This window comes from Amycolatopsis endophytica, assembly GCF_013410405.1.
GTDB lineage: Bacteria > Actinomycetota > Actinomycetes > Mycobacteriales > Pseudonocardiaceae > Amycolatopsis_E > Amycolatopsis_E endophytica.
Window position 1 is genome coordinate 1,196,317 of the sequence record NZ_JACCFK010000001.1, and the last position, 18,387, is coordinate 1,214,703.

20 protein-coding genes and 2 tRNA genes are annotated in these 18,387 nt (G+C 69.9%); 7 read left to right on the forward strand and 15 right to left on the reverse strand.

Translation table 11 applies throughout. The annotated features are described in order from the left end of the window. Positions 1-4: 4 nt before the first annotated feature. The 5 genes from HNR02_RS05855 to HNR02_RS05875 are packed head-to-tail and all read right to left on the reverse strand — an operon-like array spanning position 5 to position 2,057. The gene (locus HNR02_RS05855) at positions 5-304 is read right to left on the reverse strand and encodes a type II toxin-antitoxin system PemK/MazF family toxin (RefSeq protein WP_179772168.1); all 300 of its coding nucleotides are present in this window, start codon (positions 302-304) and stop codon (positions 5-7) included. Continuing rightward, positions 304-531 (reverse strand): YlcI/YnfO family protein, encoded by a 228-nt coding sequence (locus tag HNR02_RS05860; protein WP_179772169.1) that lies wholly within the window; start codon positions 529-531, stop codon positions 304-306. Before HNR02_RS05860 ends, HNR02_RS05855 begins: the two co-directional genes overlap by 1 nt. 29 nt (positions 532-560) lie before the next feature. Further along, positions 561-956 carry a MaoC family dehydratase gene (locus tag HNR02_RS05865; protein ID WP_179772170.1) on the reverse strand — a complete coding sequence of 132 codons (396 nt, stop codon included), beginning with the start codon at positions 954-956 and terminating at the stop codon, positions 561-563. Then, positions 956-1,405: a MaoC family dehydratase N-terminal domain-containing protein gene (locus HNR02_RS05870; protein ID WP_179772171.1), complete on the reverse strand. Its 450-nt coding sequence runs from the start codon at positions 1,403-1,405 to the stop codon at positions 956-958. Before HNR02_RS05870 ends, HNR02_RS05865 begins: the two co-directional genes overlap by 1 nt. Before the next feature lie 13 nt (positions 1,406-1,418). Then, on the reverse strand, positions 1,419-2,057 hold the full coding sequence (locus HNR02_RS05875; protein ID WP_312860915.1) for an MmyB family transcriptional regulator: 639 nt from the start codon (positions 2,055-2,057) through the stop codon (positions 1,419-1,421). 254 nt (positions 2,058-2,311) lie between these two features. Between HNR02_RS05875 and HNR02_RS05880 the strand changes: the two genes are divergently transcribed. After that, positions 2,312-2,737 carry a hypothetical protein gene (locus tag HNR02_RS05880; RefSeq protein WP_179772172.1) on the forward strand — a complete coding sequence of 142 codons (426 nt, stop codon included), beginning with the start codon at positions 2,312-2,314 and terminating at the stop codon, positions 2,735-2,737. On the opposite strand, the gene rpmG is transcribed toward HNR02_RS05880, so the two are convergent. The 4 genes from rpmG to HNR02_RS05900 form a co-directional block, all read right to left on the reverse strand. Next, a complete protein-coding gene (gene rpmG, locus HNR02_RS05885) occupies positions 2,719-2,883 on the reverse strand; it encodes a 50S ribosomal protein L33 (protein ID WP_179772173.1) in 165 nt (54 codons plus the stop codon). The two genes, HNR02_RS05880 and rpmG, sit on opposite strands and share 19 nt — an antisense overlap. 176 nt (positions 2,884-3,059) lie before the next feature. Further along, positions 3,060-3,132: transfer RNA gene (locus HNR02_RS05890), tRNA-Met, on the reverse strand. Positions 3,133-3,175: 43 nt separating this feature from the next. Further along, positions 3,176-3,248 (reverse strand) — tRNA-Thr (locus tag HNR02_RS05895). 75 nt (positions 3,249-3,323) lie between these two features. Beyond that, on the reverse strand, positions 3,324-5,948 hold the full coding sequence (locus HNR02_RS05900) for a putative bifunctional diguanylate cyclase/phosphodiesterase (RefSeq protein WP_179772174.1): 2,625 nt from the start codon (positions 5,946-5,948) through the stop codon (positions 3,324-3,326). Positions 5,949-6,473: 525 nt separating this feature from the next. On the opposite strand from HNR02_RS05900, the gene lon reads away from it, so the two are divergent. Beyond that, the gene (gene lon, locus HNR02_RS05905; RefSeq protein WP_179772175.1) at positions 6,474-8,921 is read left to right on the forward strand and encodes an endopeptidase La; all 2,448 of its coding nucleotides are present in this window, start codon (positions 6,474-6,476) and stop codon (positions 8,919-8,921) included. A 121-nt stretch (positions 8,922-9,042) separates the two neighbouring features. Then, a complete protein-coding gene (locus HNR02_RS05910; RefSeq protein ID WP_179772176.1) occupies positions 9,043-9,408 on the forward strand; it encodes a ClpX C4-type zinc finger protein in 366 nt (121 codons plus the stop codon). Positions 9,409-9,412: 4 nt separating this feature from the next. Here HNR02_RS05910 and HNR02_RS05915 read toward each other — a convergent pair whose 3' ends face one another. Continuing rightward, positions 9,413-10,057, reverse strand: a complete 645-nt coding sequence (locus HNR02_RS05915) for a DedA family protein (protein WP_179772177.1) — start codon at positions 10,055-10,057, stop codon at positions 9,413-9,415. Between the two features lie 108 nt (positions 10,058-10,165). Here HNR02_RS05915 and HNR02_RS05920 point away from each other — a divergent pair, with 108 nt between their 5' ends. From HNR02_RS05920 to HNR02_RS05930, 3 genes are read left to right on the forward strand one after another with little or no spacing between them, the layout of a single operon-like run. Continuing rightward, positions 10,166-11,296, forward strand: coding sequence for a sensor histidine kinase (locus HNR02_RS05920; RefSeq protein WP_179772178.1), 1,131 nt, complete (start codon positions 10,166-10,168; stop codon positions 11,294-11,296). Next, positions 11,287-11,931, forward strand: coding sequence for a response regulator transcription factor (locus HNR02_RS05925; protein WP_179772179.1), 645 nt, complete (start codon positions 11,287-11,289; stop codon positions 11,929-11,931). The genes HNR02_RS05920 and HNR02_RS05925 overlap by 10 nt, the downstream gene beginning before the upstream one ends. A 58-nt stretch (positions 11,932-11,989) precedes the next feature. Beyond that, positions 11,990-12,517, forward strand: a complete 528-nt coding sequence (locus HNR02_RS05930; protein ID WP_246338504.1) for a GNAT family N-acetyltransferase — start codon at positions 11,990-11,992, stop codon at positions 12,515-12,517. A gap of 1 nt (position 12,518) precedes the next feature. Here the strand turns inward: HNR02_RS05930 and HNR02_RS05935 are convergent, their stop codons facing one another. Genes HNR02_RS05935 through HNR02_RS05945 form a run of 3 tightly spaced genes read right to left on the reverse strand, consistent with a single transcriptional unit; the run spans position 12,519 to position 14,891 of the window. Continuing rightward, positions 12,519-12,725 (reverse strand): MbtH family protein, encoded by a 207-nt coding sequence (locus HNR02_RS05935; RefSeq protein WP_179772181.1) that lies wholly within the window; start codon positions 12,723-12,725, stop codon positions 12,519-12,521. Between the two features lie 53 nt (positions 12,726-12,778). Further along, positions 12,779-13,582 carry an alpha/beta fold hydrolase gene (locus HNR02_RS05940; RefSeq protein WP_179772182.1) on the reverse strand — a complete coding sequence of 268 codons (804 nt, stop codon included), beginning with the start codon at positions 13,580-13,582 and terminating at the stop codon, positions 12,779-12,781. Between the two features lie 4 nt (positions 13,583-13,586). Beyond that, complete coding sequence (locus tag HNR02_RS05945; RefSeq protein ID WP_179772183.1) at positions 13,587-14,891, reverse strand: lysine N(6)-hydroxylase/L-ornithine N(5)-oxygenase family protein; 1,305 nt, start codon at positions 14,889-14,891, stop codon at positions 13,587-13,589. A gap of 104 nt (positions 14,892-14,995) precedes the next feature. Here HNR02_RS05945 and HNR02_RS05950 point away from each other — a divergent pair, with 104 nt between their 5' ends. Beyond that, on the forward strand, positions 14,996-15,934 hold the full coding sequence (locus HNR02_RS05950) for a methionyl-tRNA formyltransferase (protein ID WP_179772184.1): 939 nt from the start codon (positions 14,996-14,998) through the stop codon (positions 15,932-15,934). Between the two features lie 364 nt (positions 15,935-16,298). Here the strand turns inward: HNR02_RS05950 and ligD are convergent, their stop codons facing one another. Both ligD and HNR02_RS05960 read right to left on the reverse strand, forming a co-directional pair. Next, positions 16,299-17,294 (reverse strand): non-homologous end-joining DNA ligase, encoded by a 996-nt coding sequence (ligD, locus tag HNR02_RS05955; RefSeq protein ID WP_179772185.1) that lies wholly within the window; start codon positions 17,292-17,294, stop codon positions 16,299-16,301. Next, positions 17,291-18,364: an ATP-dependent DNA ligase gene (locus HNR02_RS05960; protein WP_179772186.1), complete on the reverse strand. Its 1,074-nt coding sequence runs from the start codon at positions 18,362-18,364 to the stop codon at positions 17,291-17,293. Before HNR02_RS05960 ends, ligD begins: the two co-directional genes overlap by 4 nt. Positions 18,365-18,387: the final 23 nt, after the last annotated feature.

Genomic DNA, 18,387 nt, shown 5'->3' on the forward strand with positions numbered 1-18,387 from the left:
TCGTTCAGTCCAGGTCGAAGGCCAACCGGATCGCTTCGGTCAGCTCGTGTTCCTGCTCCGGCAGCAATCGGCCGATCTGCTTGCCCAGCGAGGTCTTCCGGATGGTCTGGATGTTGTCGCAGCTGACGACGCTGTCGTGGTCGAGTCCGTTGAGCTTGCCGACCCGCACCTCGGTCGACAGGCCGCGGATGGTGCTCGTGATGGGGGCGATCGTCACGCGGGTCAGGTGCGGGCGGATCAGTTCGCGGGTCAGCACCAGCACCGGCCGGACCTTGTCGAGCCGGGCCGTGTGGATGGGGCGCATCAGTCCAGGTCGTCCAGTGGGGCGGCGTGCTCGTCGATCCCGTCCAGATCGTCGGGCACGCCGCCGGTCAGCAGTGCGATGTCGCGCTCGGCGATGAATCGCCTGCGCTCCCGTTCCAGCGCGCGGAAGACCAGGTCGGCACGGCTCGTGGCCTTGCCTTCCTCCACCACGTGGTCGATGAACGACACCAGCTCGTCCGGCAGACGAACGGCGATCTGCTTGGTCATCCCATTATGGTACCAGTTTGGGATGCACCTCAGCGGACGACGGCCTGCGCCTTCCCGAGCACGGTCTTGCCCTCGAACTTCGCGGTGATGTCGACCCGTGCGCTGCCGTCCTCGCGGACCTCGGCGACCTTCGCGGTGAACTCGACGTCCGCCCCCTCGGGCGCGACCACGACGGGGCGGGTGAACCGGACGCTGTAGTCGACCAGCTTGCCGGGGTCGCCGAGCCAGTCCGTGACGAGCCGTCCGCCGAGCGCCATCGTCAGCATCCCGTGCGCGATCACGTCCGGGAGCCCGACCTCCTTCGCGAACCGCTCGTTCCAGTGGATCGGGTTGAAGTCCAGCGAAGCCCCGGCGTACCGGACCAGCTGGTCACGCGTGACGTGCACCTGCAGCGGTGGCAGCTCCGTGCCCTTTTCGTACGCCATCAGGCATCCTCCCCCCGCACGACGAGCTGCGCCCGTGTCGTGCACACCAGCTCTCCGGCGGCGTCGGTGACCTCGGCGCGCACGGTCAGGAAGTCGTTGCCGGCGCGGGACTTGATGTCCTCGACCGTCGTGGTGATGCTCAGGACATCGCCGGCGTGCACCGGCCGGACATGGCTGAAGCTCTGGTCGCCGTGCACCATCCGGCCGTAGTCCAGGCCCAGCTCGGGATCGGCGACGATCGTGTTGATCGCCTCCAGGTTGATGATCGTGAGGAACGTCGGCGGGGCGATGACGTCCGGATAGCCGGCCGCGCGGGCCGCCTCCGGGTCGACGTGGACCGGGCTGGCGTCGCCGATCGCCAGGGCGAACTCCCGGATCTTCTCGCGACCGACTTCATACGTTGAGTCCGGCGGGTACGTCCGCCCGGTGAACGAGGGGTCCAAAGGCACCCGGGAAGCCTACCTATCCCGCGAGCGCGGACAGAGCCCGTCCGGTCGCCTCGTCGAGCGGGTAGAAGAGCTCGATCGCCAGCTCGGACAGCGTCACGTCGGCCGGTGCGCCGAACGTCGCCATGGTGCTGAACAAGGCCAGCTCGCCGCCCGGCGCGCGGATCCGCAGCGGCACCTCGATCGGACTCCGGCGCGTGACCGGGCGCTCCGGACCGCCGGGCACGGGGTAGCGGCTGACCTCCTCGTGGAGGGACCGCAGTTCCGCGTCGCCGGTGATCCGCACCTGCCGCAGCAGCCGGTCGAGGAACAGCTCCCGCACCTCGTGCAGGTTGACCAGCCGGGCCGCGAGGCCAGCGGGGTGCAGGGCCAGCCGGAACACGTTCGGCCGCGGCGCCAGCAGCTCCGGCGCGATGCCGTCCATCAGGAGGGCCATGCCGCGGTTACCGGTCACCACGTTCCAGCGGCGGTCCACCACGACCGCCGGGTAGGGCTCGTGGTTCGTCAGGATCGTGTCGAGCGCGACGCGGATCGCCGACATCTCCTCGTCGTCGAGGTCGCGCTCGCGGTACGCCGGCGCGTACCCGGCGGCGAGCAGCAGCGTGTTCCGCTCGCGCAACGGAACATCGAGCGCCACGGTAAGCCGCAGCACCATCTCTCGGCTCGGCTGGGCGCGGCCGGTCTCGACGCACGACACGTGACGCGCCGACGTCTCCGCCAGCAACGCGAGGTCGAGCTGGCTCGAGCCTGCGCTGCCGCCGCCACTCCGGCAACAACTCGCCCACCCGGGCCTCGCTCGGCATGCGGTCAGGTTATGCGCCGGTGATCACCGTGGCCATGACCTCGGAGGTCATTGATCCGCATCGGCGGCGCTGCCAGCGTGAAGATCGAATCGAACGGAGGACACCGATGAACACCGCGAGAGCGAGTCTGCGGGCCGACGGGTGGGGCACCGCGATCTTCGGCGTCGTGATGCTGCCCGGCGGGCTCTACCTGTCCGGGCCGCTGGGGCTGCCCGCTCCCTGGTTCGCGCCACTCGGCGCCATGATGCTCACCGGGGGCGTGGCTTTGGTGCTGCTCGCCCGCCGCGCCGGCGTCCGCACCGCGGCTCGGGCCGCCGCGGGGGTCAACGCCCTGGCGGCGGTGGCGATCCTGGCGCTGATCCCTGTGCTGCCGCTCACCGCGCTGGGGGTGGTGTTCCTGCTCGCCGGCGCCGCGTGGGTCGCCACCTTCGCCGTGCTGGAGGCGCGGGCCTGCAAACACGAAGGCCGCCCCGGGAACCGGGGCGGCCTTCGGAAAAACGGTGTGCGCTGGCGTCAGCGGGTTTCCTTGTGAACCCGGTGCGTACCGCAGTTCGCGCAGAACTTCTTCATCTCCAGGCGATCCGGGTCGTTACGCCGGTTCTTCTTGGTGATGTAGTTGCGGTGCTTGCAGACCTCGCACGCCAGCGTGATCTTCGGTCGCACGTCGGTGGCAGCCACGGCAAAGCCTTTCTCTACACAACGAACCCCCCACAGGTGACCTTGGCTTCATCAGCCGACCCCTTGTGGGGGTCCAGGGGGCTTGCCCCCTGGCGGGGGCCTGGGGGTCCGACCCCCAGAGCAATGCGAAGCGGATCCGGCTCACGCACTCCGTGAGCACAGCCCGCCCATCCGCGTAGCGGTGGCCGGACTTGAACCGGCGACACAGCGATTATGAGCCGCTTGCTCTACCGACTGAGCTACACCGCCTTGACCGGCCTTCGGGCTTCGAACAAAAACCCTCGGACCACCGAGCCCCAATACGGAATCGAACCGTAGACCTTCTCCTTACCATGGAGACGCTCTGCCGACTGAGCTATTGGGGCGAGCCAACGTCGCAACGTTGAAGCCTCGAAGAGATTACCTGGTGGACTCTCCGGCCCGCGCAGGGGGGTCCCCTTTCACGTGAGCAACGTCAGGACCGTCTCCATCTTGCGCCCGACCGACCTGGCCGTGCGCGCCTGCAGCCACGCCTCCAGGCGGTCCTCGGCCAGCGGGCGCGAGATCAGGTAGCCCTGGGCCACGTCGCAGCCCATCGCCTCCAGCTGGTCGCGTGCGACGTCCTCCTCGACGCCCTCCGCGACGACCGCCAGGCCCAGCGAGTGGCCCAGCTCGACGATGGACCGGACCACGGCGAGGTCGCCGAGGTCGGTGCCCATGCCGAGGACGAAGCTCTTGTCGATCTTGACCTCGTCCACCGGCAGCTGCCGCAGGTAGGCCAGCGACGAGTAGCCGGTGCCGAAGTCGTCGACCGCCAGCACGATCCCGTGGCTGTGCAGCTCCCGCAGGATCGGCAGCGCCTTCGCCGGATCGGCCATCACGCCGGACTCGGTCAGCTCGAACGTGAGCAGCTCGGGCGGCACGTCGAACCGGCGCAACGCCTCCACCACCTTGGCCGGGAAGTCCTCGTCGGCCAGGTTCCGCACGGACAGGTTGACCGCCACCGAGATTCGCAGGCCCTCGTCCATCCACTTGCGGACCCGGATCAGCGACTGCTCCAGCACGAACCCGGTCAGCACGCCGACCAGGCCCGCGGCCTCGACGGCGGGCACGAACTCGTCCGGGTCGAGCCGCCCGAACTCCGGGTGCTGCCAGCGCACCAGCGCTTCCACGCCGAGGACCTGCTTGCTGGGCAGCGAGACCTTCGGCTGGTAGTGGACGCTGACCTGACCCTCCTCGATGGCCTGCCGGAACTGCGTGACCATCTGGAACCGGCGCAGGAAGATCTGGCCCATGCTGGGCACGTACCCGCGGACCTCCTCGCCGCCGCGGGTGGCGCGCACGGCGACGTCGGCGCGCTGCAGGAGCGCGTCCACGTCCCCGGGGTCGAGGGTGTCGTCACCGGCGGTGCAGGCGTAACCGACCATCGCGTTCGCCTCGACCGTCAGACGGTCGACGGGGTAGGGCACGGACAGCTGGGCACGCAGCCGCGCCGCCGCCTCGTGCACGTCCTCCTCGCGCACGCCCGTGAGCAGAGCGGCGAAGGACGCGCCCTCCAGGCGGGCGAGCGGGACGTCGGGGCCGAGCGCGTCGCGGAGGCGGCGTCCGGCGGCGATCACCATGCGGTCCGCCCACGCGTATCCGAGCGCGTCGCTGACCGCGGAGAAGACGTCGAGGTCGATGCGCAGGACCGCCGCGTCCTCGGAGGCGCTGTGCTCGGCCAGCGGTTCGCGTGCGACCTGGCGGAAACCGGGCCGGTTGAGCAGGCCGGTCAGCGGATCGTGGTAGGCGTCGTGGCGCAGGGTGGCGAGCAGGCGGCGGTTGTCCAGTGCGGTCGCCAGGTGACTCGCCATGGTGCCGAGCAGCTGCACGTCGTACTTGCCGAAGCCACGCCACCGGGACAGCCGGTCGTGCGCCTCGACCACGCCGAGCAGCTGGTTCGCGCTGCGCAGCGGGACGACCAGCGCCTCCTGCGCGCCGCGGCCGAGCAGTCCGGCGGCGATGTCGCTGTTGGCCTCGGTGATCCGGAAGTGCCGGACGTGCGAGCCGGGCAGCCGCAGCATCGGGTCGTCGGCGGGCAGTTCGGCCGGTGGCATCGGCTCGCCCGCGACGACCGCCCGCATGTCCGCGGTCGGTTCGAGCCGCAGCCGCAGCACGACCCGCCCCGCGGAGAGCTGGTCCTTGATGCGCTCGGCGATGGTTTCCCACTCGCTGGCGTTGACGCCGGCCGCGAGGTCGTCGGCGCCGCTGGCCGGGCGGGCCGCGGCCTGCTGCCCGGAGCGGGCGACCATCAGGCTGACGTCGGACAGCGCCTCCATGTCCCGCTGCTCGCGCAACAGGTCGGAGTAGGCCCAGTAGAGCGCGGACAGCCCGGCGAACACGGCGAGCACGAGCGGCCAGGCGTTGGCTGTCCCGGCGATCACGAGGTAGCCGCTCAGACCGACGGAGGCGTTGACGAACCCGACGACGAGGATGCGGCCGGTGAGCCGGAGCGCGGTGCCGATCCGCATGCGGCGGCGCAGCACCCGGACGGCGGCCAGCGCCAGCAGCGTGCTGGCCAGCGGCGCGGTCAGGGTGCCGGCGAGCGCGGCGGGCCAGGTCATCTCGGACGAGCCCATGATCTTCTCGACCAGTCCGGCGACCGCGAACGCGCTGGTGATCTCCAGCAGGAAGGCGCCCGCGTTGTAGAGGACGCGGCCGGAGACCCGGCGGACGACGAGCGTGCTGATCCCGGCCACCAGGTGCGCGGCGAGCACGACCTCGAACGGCGCCACGAAGAAGCCGATGACCAGCGGGATCTCGGTGAAGGAGATGGTCCAGGAGATGCCGGAGCGGACGTCGACGTTGATGCCGAGCTGTTCGGCGAGCAGGAAGGACAGGGCCAGCACCGGGCCGATCCACCAGAGCTTCGCCGAGCCGTGGAAGGGCATCCACAGCGAGACGGCGGCGGCGGTGAGCACGCCGACGGAGAACACCGTCAGCGTGTAGACCCGGAAGCGGCGCTCGTCCGCCTGAGCCTCGGCACCACCAGCGCCGGTGGCTGCCGCCGGGATGGGGGCCTCGGGCCTGCCATCGGAGTCCGGCATGCAACCTCCTTCCACCCATTCGCCCCAGTGCGCCCGCCGGTACTCATCGCGCACGAGATGGTGATCTCAGTACGAATGAGGGGATCACTGTACCCCGGAGGGCGTACTTCGGCCTCTTTCCGGCCGCCATGACATCACCTCATAGTTAACAACGCGCCAACTACGGTGACCAGCGGAGACTTCCGGGTGATGTGAGCTTGCGAGCAGTCGCTCCCGGTAATCACCGTTAAGCGCTTTCCGTCGACTACGACGCGTTCGCCGCGCGCCGCCGTGCTGCGCTCCTCCGGGACGTTCACGATTCCCGGGCGATCGAGATTACGGAAGCCGATGACGCAGCGTGGCCTGCGGCGATACACCCGGGAAAACGATTCCCGCAATGCGACGAGCATCTCAGTCCCGGGCACTGCCGCGACCGGGTCCGTTTATTCCCCCGAGCCGTCCGCTGCAAGCGAACTACCTGCGGAAACAAACCGGACCGCACGAAAGTTGAGCTAGACAGACTCAACCAGGTAGGGAGCAACGAAGATGACCGACACCAGGCTCCTCCCCGTACTGCCTCTCGACGACGACGTCGTGCTGCCCGGCATGATCGTCCCGCTGGAGCTGGACGACGCCGAGACCCGTGCCGCGGTCGATTCCGCGCAGGCCAAAGCGCCGAGCACGTCGTTCCCGGGCATCCGCTCAGTTCCGGCCGCGCAGACCGAAGTCCTGATCGTCCCGAGAGTGCACGGGGAGTACGCCGAGCTGGGCACTGTCGCGACCATCGAGCGCGTCGGCCGTGTCCCGGGCGGCAAGGCTGCCGTCCTGCTGCGCGCCACCCGGCGCGCCCGGATCGGCGACAACGGCGACGGTCCCGGCGCCGCCCGCTGGGTCCACACCGAACCCGTGGCCGAGATCGTCGGCGAGCAGGCGGGGACGCTGGCGGCCGAGTACAAGACCGTCGTGATCTCGATCCTCCAGCAGCGCGGCGGCTGGCAGATGATCGACGCGGTGCAGCAGATCGAGGATCCGTCCGCGATCGCCGACCTGGCCGGGAACTCGCCGTTCCTGAGCACCGGCCAGAAGCTGGAGCTGCTGCGCACGCTCGACGTCGCGGCGCGGCTGGAGAAGGCACTGGAGTGGAGCCGGGAGCACCTGGCCGAGGTCGAGGTGACCGACACGATCCGCAAGGACGTCGCCGAGGGCATGGAGAAGCAGCAGAAGGAGTTCCTGCTGCGCCGCCAGCTGGAGGCGATCCGCAAGGAGCTGGGCGAGCTGGACGGCACCGCCGACTCCGACGACTACCGCGCCCGCGTGGAGAAGGCCGACCTGCCCGAGCACGTCCGCACGGCCGCGCTGGCCGAGGTGGAGAAGCTGGAGCGCACCTCCGAGCAGTCTCCCGAGGGCGGCTGGATCCGGACCTGGCTGGACACGGTGCTGGAGCTGCCGTGGAACAACCGGACCACGGACGTGCACGACATCGCCGCGGCGCGCGCGGTGCTCGACGCCGACCACGCGGGTCTGGACGACGTGAAGGAACGGATCATCGAGTACCTGGCCGTGCGTGCCCGTCGCGCCGAAGCGGGCCAGGGCCAGGTCGGCGGGACGCATGGAGTAGAGACAGGGCGAAGCTCCGTTGAGGGCGGTGGTGGGCGACGGGCGGGAGCCGTGCTGGCGCTGGTCGGTCCTCCGGGTGTGGGCAAGACGTCGCTCGGTGAGTCGGTCGCGAAGGCGATGGGTCGCGAGTTCGTGCGTGTCGCGCTCGGCGGGATCCGGGACGAGGCGGAGATCCGCGGCCACCGGCGCACCTACGTCGGCGCGCTGCCCGGCCGCATCGTCCGCGCCGTCAAGGAAGCCGGTTCGATGAACCCGGTCGTCCTGCTCGACGAGGTCGACAAGGTGGGCGCCGACTACCGCGGCGACCCGACGGCGGCGCTGCTGGAGGTGCTCGACCCGGAGCAGAACCACACGTTCCGCGACCACTACCTCGAGGTCGAACTGGACCTGTCGGACGTGGTGTTCCTCGCCACGGCCAACGCGCTGGAGACCATTCCCGGCCCGCTGCTGGACCGCATGGAACTGGTCACGCTCGACGGCTACACCGAGCACGAGAAGGTCGTCATCGGCCGCGACCACTTGCTGCCGCGTGAGCTGGAGCGGGCCGGGCTGGGCCGCGACGACGTGCGGCTCACCGACGCGGCGCTGAGCCGGATCGCCGCCGAGTACACCCGCGAGGCAGGTGTGCGCGACGTGAACCGGACCATCGCGAAGGTGCTGCGCAAGATCGCGACCCGGGTCGCGCTGGACGAGGCGGCGCTGCCGCTGACCGTGGACGCGGCTGACCTGGAGACCTACCTGGGCCGCCCGCGGCACCTGCCGGAGTCGGCGCTGCCGGCGTCGACCCAGCGGACCGCGACGCCCGGCGTGGCGACCGGTCTCGCCGTGACCGGGGCGGGCGGTGACGTCCTCTACATCGAGGCATCGCTGGCCGATGCCGAATCGGGCGGCTCCGGGCTCACGGTCACCGGGCAGCTGGGTGACGTGATGAAGGAGTCCGTGCAGATCGCGCTGTCCTACCTGCGCTCGCGCGGCGCCGAGCTGGAACTTCCGGTCGGCGACCTGAAGGACCGGGGCGTGCACGTCCACGTGCCCGCGGGCGCGGTGCCCAAGGACGGCCCGTCGGCCGGGATCACGATGACCACGGCGCTGGCGTCGCTGCTGTCGGGCCGCGTGGTGCGGGCCGACGTGGCGATGACCGGCGAGGTGTCGCTGACCGGGCGCGTGCTGCCGATCGGCGGGGTCAAGCAGAAGCTGCTGGCCGCGCACCGGGCCGGGATGAAGACCGTGATCATCCCGCAGCGCAACGAACCGGACCTGGACGACGTCCCCGCGGACGTGCTGGCCCAGCTCGACGTGCACCCGGTGTCGAACGTGCGCGAGGTACTGGACCTGGCGCTGGCGCCTGCCACCACCCCCGTGGCCCAGGCCGCCTGACGCCTTCCGCGAGGCCGCCCTCCTTCCCGCGGGAGGGCGGCCTCCTCGTTTTCGGCTTGTCAGGAACACCCTGACAGTATTAGGTTCCGCCTGACACCAAATTCCAGTGAAGGGCGGGACCATGACTGCGACCGGCGCACGAGTTCTGGCTGCGTGTTCCTTCTGCATGAAGCCCAACACCGAGGTTTCGGCCCTCGTGGCGGGACCGGGCGTGTTCATCTGTGACGGATGTGTGGAGTTGTGCCGTCAGGTGATCGACGCCAACCCCGGCACGATGCCGCAGCTCGCTCCGTGGGAGCAGATCGACGATGTCGAGGAGGTGCTGTCGGCGCTCCCCCGCGTCGCCAGGACCGCAGACCAGGTGGAGCACAACCTGTTGGACTGGGTCCGGCGGGCCCGCGCACTGGGCGCGAGCTGGGCCCGTGTCGGCGACGCGCTGGGCATGGCCAGGCAGTCGGCGTGGGAACGGTTCTCCGGCGACCGGTGAGCGCTCAGCGGGCCGCGCGCTCGCGGTTGCGCAGTCGCGTGATCACGAAGGCCACCAGCGCGATCGCGACCGCCGCGATCACGCCGTACTGGAAGATCCCGGCGTAGTCGTTCACGATGTGCCAGTTCGCGCCGAGCAGGTAGCCGGCCACGACGAAGATCGTGTTCCAGATCAGGCTGCCCAGCGTCGTCAGCACGAGGAACCTGCCGAACGGCATCCGTTCGATCCCCGCGGGCAGCGAGATGAGACTGCGGAAGATCGGCACCATTCGTCCGAAGAACACCGCCTTCGTGCCGTGCCTGGCGAACCACGCCTCGGTGCGGTCGAAGTCGGACGCCTTGACCAGCGGGACGCGCAGCAACAGCGCGCGCGTCCGCTCCCGGCCGAGCCACGCGCCGAGGCAGTAGACGATGACCGCGCCGGCCACCGAGCCGAACGTGGTCCAGGCCAGGGCGCCGAGCAGGCTGAAAGTGCCCTGGCTCGCGGAGAACCCGGCGAGCGGCAGCACCAGCTCGCTGGGGATGGGCGGGAACAGGTTGTCCAGTCCGACGATGACGGCCGCGCCGAGGCCGCCGAGTGAGTCCATCAGCGAAACGGCCCAGCCCGCGAGTCCCCCGAGCGGTTCGGCCTGTGCAAGGTGAAGATCCATGCTTACGACGCTAGGAATCCGGACCGCGCGCGACCATGGGGCAGGGCACCCGATCATTCTGCGGAAAACCTCAGTACCGGCCGTCGGCACCACCGCTAACCTGGACTTATGCCCACAGTGGACCTCCGGCACGCGCTGCGTGTGACGGTGGGGCTCGCGCTCGGCGCGCTCAGCGCGTTCGCCGAGCTGGCCGTCGCCATCGTCGCCACGCTCGCGCTCGTCGTGCCCGCGGCGCGGACCGCGGTGTTCGACGTGACGTGCTGGTTCGCCGAGCTGGAACGATCCCGGCTGCGACGCTACCTGGACCACCCCACCCCCCCTGTCTACCGCGACGTCCGTGCCCTGCGCTATCTGGCGGTCCGCAGCCTGGCGGGCGGGCTCGGCGCCGGGATCTTCGTCCTGATCGGGCTGGGTGTGGCGACGGCGGGGATCACGGCATGGCGGATGCTCACCGGGCACCCGCTCGGCGACGACCAGGACTGGTACGACATGCCGGTCCTGCTCCTGATGGGCGCACTGCTGATCTTCCTGGCGGTGCAGGGGCTCATCGGCGTCGCCGCGCTCGACCGCAGGCTGGCCGACCACTTCTTCGGGCCGACGAAGGAGGAACGACTGCGGATGCGCGTCGCCGCGCTGACCAACAGCCGGGCCGAGGTCGTCGAGGCCGTCAACGACGAGCGACGGCGAATCGAGCGCGATCTGCACGACGGCGTCCAGCAGCGGATCGTGTCCCTGGGCATGCAGCTCGGCCGCGCGCGGAGGGCGAACGATCCCGAGCGGGCGCAGGCGCTGCTGCGTCAGGCACACGAGGAAACCCAGCTGGCGCTGCAGGAACTCCGGGATGTGGCGTGGCGGGTCTACCCGGTCGCGCTCGACGAGGGCGGGCTCGGCACGGCGCTCGAAGCCCTGGCGGAACGGTCGAGCCTCCCGGTACGGCTGAGGTGCGAGCTGGGCGACCGGGTGAGCCGGGCGACCGAGACGGTTGCCTACTTCGTGGCGTCCGAGGCCGTGACCAACGCGATCAAGCATTCGGCGGCGAACCGGATCGACATCGCGGTCACGCGGTCCGGCACGATGCTCACTCTGACCATCACAGACGACGGCGTGGGCGGCGCCCACATCGGGGGCAACGGCCTGTCCGGACTGGCCCGGCGCGTCGGCGCCGCGGACGGCCGGTTCGTTGTGGACAGTCCGATCGGCGGGCCGACGACCGTCGCGGCGGTGCTGCCGTGCGCGTGATCCTGGCCGAGGACTCGACCCTGCTGCGGGAGGGACTGGTCCGGCTGCTCGCCGAGGAGGGCCACGAGGTCCTCGCCGCGGTCGACAACGCCGTCGAACTGCTGGACGCGGTGTCGCGGAATCAGCCCGACGTCGTGGTCACCGACATCCGCATGCCGCCCGGTCACACCGACGAGGGCCTGCGGGCGGCGCTGGAGATTCGCCGCCGGTGGCCTTCGGTCGGGGTGCTGGTGCTGTCGCAGTACGTCGAGAAGCGGTACGCGACCGAGCTGATCACCGACGACGGCGGGCGGGTCGGGTACCTGCTCAAGGACCGGGTCATGCAGGTCGGCGAGTTCCTCGACGCGCTGGAGCGGGTCGGCGCGGGCGGCGCGGCGTTCGACCCGGAGGTGGTCCGGCGGCTGCTGGCGCGCACCACGCACGCCGACCCGCTCGCGACGCTGACCGCCCGCGAGAGCGAGGTCCTGGCGAAGATGGCCGAAGGACACACGAACGCCGGCATCGCGGCCGAGTTGTACGTTTCACAGTCCGCGGTGGAGAAGCACGTCAACGCCATCTTCGACAAGCTGCGCCTGGCAGGCGTCGCGGGCTACAGCCGCCGGGTGCTGGCCGTCCTGCGCTACCTCGGCTCCTGACCCACCGCGAGTCCCACGCTCCCGATCGCGAGTCGCATTACTGTCGAGCATGCTTTCGATGCCTGCCACCCTGCCCGAACACGGCGACGTGCGACTACGCCCCTTCGCCGACGGCGATGTCGACATGCTTCTCGACATGTCGACCGATCCCTACGTCCCCCACACCGGCACGCTGCCCGGGAACGCGACGCGCGACGAGGCGCTGGCCTACATCCGGCGCCAGCACGGGCGCCTGCAGACGGGGTTCGGGTACTCGTACTGCATTTCGGACCGCCGGACCGGCGAGGCGCTGGGGCAGACGGGCCTGTGGCTGGCGGCGGTCGCCCAGGGGCGGGCCAGCGCCGGGTACTGCATCGCGCCGCGGCACCGCGGTCGCGGACTGGCCGCGCAGGCACTGAGCGCCTTGACCGCGTTCGCGTGGACGCTCGAGGACGTGCATCGCGTGGAGCTGTACATCGAGCCGTGGAACACCGCGTCGGTGCGCACGGCCGAGGCGGCCGGCTACGAGCGCGAAGGCTACCTGCGCAGCCACCAGGAGATCGACGGCCGCCGCGTGGACATGCTGCTCTACGCGGCGCTGCGCTGACTCAGGACTCGCTCTCGACGAGGCTTCGCGGGCGCAGGTCGGTCCAGTTCGTCTCGATGTGGTCCAGGCATGCCTGGCGGCTGTCCTCCCCGAACACGATCCGCCAGCCCGACGGCACCTCGGCGAAGGTGGGCCAGAGCGAGTACTGGCCCTCGTCGTTGACCAGCGCGTAGAAGCGCCCGTTGTCGTCGTCGAAGGGGTTCGTCACGCAAGCCTCCAGAGCCGGGTTTGATAACTGAGGCTTACCTTAGTAAGCCGTGCTCAGGGGTGTCCAGCGGCGAAGAAGGTGACGAGGGCGTCGTTGACCACGTCCGGTCGCTCCAGATACCCGTAGTGCCCGGCGTCGGCGATCTCCAGGTACTCCGCCGACGGGATCGCTTCCGCGACCTCGCGCGCCAGGTACGCGGGCAGCCGCAGGTCGTCGGCGAACCCGATGACCAGGCAGGGGACCTCGATCGCGCGGTAGGCGTCGAGGCGGCTTTCGGTGATGTCGAGGTCGAGCTGGGCACGCAGTCCCGGCGTCCACACCGTGGGCGAGAACTGGAAGAGGTCGAGCCAGTCGGCGATCGCGGCGTCGTCGCGGAGCGTGCGCGGCGACAGGTTCTGCAGGGCACGCACCACCGCCTCGTACCGCGGCGGCAGCTCGATGCCGTTGTCCAGCAACTCCTTCTCCGCCGCACCCATCCGCGCCCGCATCAGGTCCTGCCGCCCGCGCGTCGCCATCAGCACCGAAGCGGTGACCAGCTCGGGGCGCGTGAGCATCAGCTCGGTGACGACCTGCGCGCCCATCGACGTGCCGACCAGACGGCACGGGCCGAGCCTGAGGTGCTCGATCAGCCCGGCGGTGTCGGCGACCAAGTCGTCGATGGTGAAACCCGGTTCCGCGGGCGAGATCCCGCGGTTGTCGAACGTGATGACGCGGTACCCGGCCTCGACGAGCGCGGGCACCTGATGCAGGTGCCACACCCGCCCGGTGGCCGCGGTCCCCATCACGAGCACCACCGGCTCACCGGCGCCCGTCTCGTCGTAGCCGATCTTGATCCCGTTGACATCGGCGAACGGCATCCGGCTACTTCACCCCGGTGACGGCGTAGTCGGCGGACCAGTCGAAGGCCGGCTCGCGGCGGCTCACGATCGAGGTCAGGATCTCCCCCACCCGCACCGCGGTGTTGGACAGCAGTGACGCGGTGATGCCGTGCGAGTGCTCGGTCCCGCCCTGCAGGTAGAGCCCGGCCTTGAGGTCCGGCGCCACCAGCCGGTAGTCGCGCTCGACGCGCAGGCGGCCCTGCTCGTCGCGGCGGCACTTCGCGGCCAGTTCGCCCAGCAGCGATGACGGGTCGGCAGGCCGGTACCCGGTCGCGTACACCACGAGGTCCGCGTCCAGCACCGTCTTCTCGCCGGTGGTCAGGGATTCGATCGCCATACGGACGCCGGACTCCGTCTCGTCGACGTCGACCGGGCGGCACGCGTTGAAGATCCGCAGCCGCTCCACGCCCTGCACCTTCTCGCGGTACACCCGCCGGTACAGGTCGTCGATCAGCTCCAGGTCGACGGCCGAGTAGTTCGTGTTGCCGTGGTAGTCCATCAGGCGGCGCTTGACGTCCTCGGGCGCGGTGTAGAACGCGTCGACCGCGTCCGGGTCGAAGATGCGGTTCGCGAACGAGCTGTCGTCGGACGGGCTGTAGCCGTAGCGCGCGAAGACCGAGCAGACCTCCGCGCGCGGGAACCGGTCGTGCAGGAAGGCCGTGACCTCCGCGGCGCTCTGCCCGGCGCCGACCACGACACAACGCGCGGGGTCGGTGATCCGGTCGATCCGGTGCAGCAGCTGGTGGTTGTGCCAGATCCGGTCACTCGTCGTGACACTCTCGGGAAGGTTGGGGCGCAAGCCGGTGCCGAACACGACGTTGCGCGCCCGCATCACCTCGCCGTCGGCGGTCCGCACGTCGAACAGCGTGTCGGCACCCGGAACCGGCGCGATCACGTCGACTTCGCGGTCGTAGGAAACGAGATCGCCGACCTTCTCCGCCGACCACTCCAGGTAGTCGTGGAACTCGATGCGCAGCGGGAAGAGGTTCTTGTGGTTGATGAAATCGACGAGACGTCCTTGACTGTGCAGGTAGGACAGGAAGCTGAACTCGCTGGCCGGATTCCGCATGGTGACGAGATCCTTCAGGAAGGACACCTGCATGGTGGCGTTGTCCAGCAGCATCCCCCGATGCCAGCCGAACCGCGGCTGGCGCTCCAGGAAACGCGCGGTGACCTGGTCGCCGCCCCCGGCGTTGTGCTCGGTGACGGCGATCGCCAGTGCGAGATTCGAAGGGCCGAAGCCGACCCCCACCAGGTCGTAGACCGGAACTTCCTGCGGTACTGGCATGCCCGTCCTCACCGTAGATGTACAACCGAGGCAACCCTAACCTAAGTTAGGGGAGGCTTAACTACTACATTCGGGGTGATGTTGATCCCGAACGAGGAGGACCGATGCGTGTCGCGATGTTCGGCTACCAGACGTGGGGACACCGCACGCTGCGTGCACTTCTGGACGCCGGCCACGAGGTGACGCTGGTCGTCACGCACCCCAAGAGCGAGCACGCGTACGAAAAGATCTGGTCCGACTCGGTCGCGGAACTCGCGGCGGAGCACGGTGTTCCGGTGATCGAGCGCAACCGTCCCGACGACGAAGTGGTCGCACGCCTCAAAGAGGCGCAACCGGACATCATCGTCGCGAACAACTGGCGCACCTGGCTGCCGCCGGAGATCTTCAACCTGCCGCCACACGGAACGCTCAACGTCCACGACTCGCTGCTGCCCGCCTACGCCGGTTTTTCGCCCTTGATCTGGGCGCTCATCAACGGCGAGAAGGAAGTCGGCGTCACCGCCCACATGATGGACGACGAACTCGACGCGGGCGGAATCGTCCTGCAGCGGGCGATCGAGGTCGGCCCACGTGACACGGTCACCGATCTGTTCCACCGCACCGTGGACCTCATCGGCCCGCTGGTGGCGGACGCACTTTCCAAGATCGAGAGCGGTGCCGTGGACCCGGTGCCGCAGGACCGTTCGAAGGCGAGCTTCTTCCACAAGCGGTCCATTGAGGACAGCCGTATCGACTGGACCTGGCCCGCCGCCGACATCGACCTCCTGGTCCGCGCCCAGTCCGACCCGTATCCGAACGCCTTCACCACCCACAAGGGACAGACCCTGCGGATCACGAAGACGTCGGTCTCCCAGGGCCGGTACGGGGGCACCCCCGGCCGGATCTTCATCCCCGAAGGAAACGGCGTGGTGATCGTCGCCGGCGCCGACGCGCGGTTCGGGAAGAACCACGGGCTGCTCGTCGAGCAGGTCCGCCTCGAAGACGGGACGGACCTGGCCGCGACGGACTACTTCAAGACCATGGGCGGCTACCTGGGCCGCTGACAGCCCACACACTGCCCCCGAGCGGCCAACACACCGACGAGAGCAGCAAACACACCGCGCGGCACCGTGTTTGCCGCTCCGGGCACCGTGTTTGCCGCTCCGGGCACCGTGTTTGCCGCTCTGGGACGGCGGGGGCCACCTACCGACCGCCACTCGGCAACGCAAGCCGAACAGCCGACGTACCCGGACCTCTCCCGCCCCTCATCCCAAGCCGCCTTCCCTCCAGCCGGAGGGGCGGGGGAGGTCGCACCCAAGGCGACCACCCACCGGCCGCCAAGCCGACCCCCCACCGGCCGCCACAGCAACCAGCCGTCAGACCGACCACCAGACCGGCACCCACCGGCCCCCACAGCACGCGCAGCGACTACCCCTTCTTCGCCCGGCTGGGAGCGACCCGAGGCGGCTCGTTGGGCTGCTTGGGATACACCGGCGGCCACGGCGCGTCCATCAACCCCGCAGCCATGTCCTTTTCGGACATCGCGAGCAGTGGCTCGATCGACTGCGGCCGCGAGCTCATCTCCGACCACGGATCCCCACGCCGCTCGACCAGCGACGGCACCGTCGCCGACGTCAGCGAACCAGGCTCCACAGTGGACAGCTCGTCCCAGGAGATCGGGCACGACACCTGGCCACCAGGACGTGGACGAACACACCACGCGCCGAACACCGTCTTGTGTGGCGCGTTCTGGTTGAAGTCCACGAAGACCCGCGCCCCGCGTTCTTCCTTCCACCACTGGGCCGTGACGAGTTCGGGGTGCCGCCGCTCCAGCTCGCGCGCCAGTGCGACCGCCGCGGCGCGCACCTGGTACGAATCCCATCGCGGCTCCAGCGCGACGTACACGTGCAGCCCGCGGGAGCCGGTCGTCTTCACGAACGACGCGATTCCCAGCGAGTCGAGCAGGTCCTTCGTCAGCACCGCCGCCTCCCGCACCTGCCCGAAGTCCACGCCCGGCGACGGGTCGAGGTCGATCCGGAGCTCGTCGGTCGACCCCGGCGCCGTCGCCCGGTAGGGCCACACGTGGAAGCCGATGCAGCCGAGGTTGACGGCCCACAGGATGTGCGCCAGGTCCGCCGCCACCAGCGCGTCGCTCGTCGTGCCGTTCGGCGTGGATACCACGGTCGTGGTCACCCAGGGCGGTGTCGACTTCGGCACCCGCTTCTGGAACCACGACTTACCGCTCGCCCCGTCGGGGTAGCGCTCCAGCAGCAGCGGCCGGTCCCGCAGCGTGTTCATCAGCGGGCCCTCGACGGACTGGTAGTAGCGGACCAGGTCGAGCTTGGTGGCGCCGGTTTCGGCGAAGTACACCTTGTCCGGGCTGGAAATGCTGACCTCGGTGCCCTCGATCGGGACGGCGCTCACGCTCTCACCTCGCTGAACAGGGCGGTCAGTTCCGCCGGTGGCACCTCTTCGAGCTGGTCGTAGCGGCACGAGCCCGGTTCCCGGTCGGGCCGGAACCGCACCAGGCGCGTCGCGTGCCGGAAGCGGCCCGCCTGCAGGTGGTCGTAGCGGACCTCGGCGACCAGCTCGATCCGGACCGGTTCCCACGACAGGTCCTTGCCCGCGTTCCACCGGCTCTGCGCACCGGGCATGCGGCGCCCGTCCGCCTCGAACGAGGCCCACTCCCGCCACGGGTGCTGTTCCAGCGCGCCCTCCCGCAGCGGCGCCAGTTCGTCGACCAGCTCGCGGCGGCGCGCGGCGGTGAAGCTGCTGGCCACTCCCATGTGCTGGAGGCGACCGCCGGGGTCGTAGAGCCCGAGCAGCAGCGACCCGACGCCGTTGCCGTCCTTGTGCATGCGGTACCCGGCGACCACGCAGTCGGCGGTGCGCTCGTGCTTGACCTTCCACATGACGCGCTTGTCCTGCTCGTAGGGCAGTTCGCCGGGTTTGGCCATCACCCCGTCGAAGCCGGCGCCCTCGAACCGGGTGAACCAGTCCTGGGCCAGGTCCGGGTCCCGGGTCATCGGGGTCAGGTGCACCCGGGCGAGCGAATCGTCGAGCACTCCTTCGAGGACGTGCCTGCGCCGGTGGAACGGTTCGCCGGTGAGATCGACGTCGTCGAGGGCGAGAACGTCGAAGGCGACGAAGCTGGCCGGTGTCTCCGCCGCCAGTTTCCGCACGCGGGAGGCCGCGGGGTGCAGGCGCAGCTGGAGGTTGTCGAAGTCGAGCCCGTCGCGGGTGACGATGACGATCTCCCCGTCGACCACGCACCGCTTCGGCAGCGCGGCCTTGAGCAGGTCGACCAGCTCGGGGAAGTACCTGGTCAACGGCCGGTCGTTGCGGGAGCCCAGCTCGACCTCGTCACCGTCGCGGAAGACGACGCACCGGAACCCGTCCCATTTCGGCTCGTAGTGCAGCCCGGGTTCGCGGGGCATCTCGTGCACGGCCTTCGCCAGCATCGGCTTGACCGGCGGCATCACGGGCAGGTCCACACGACGATGCTAGGCCGGGAAGG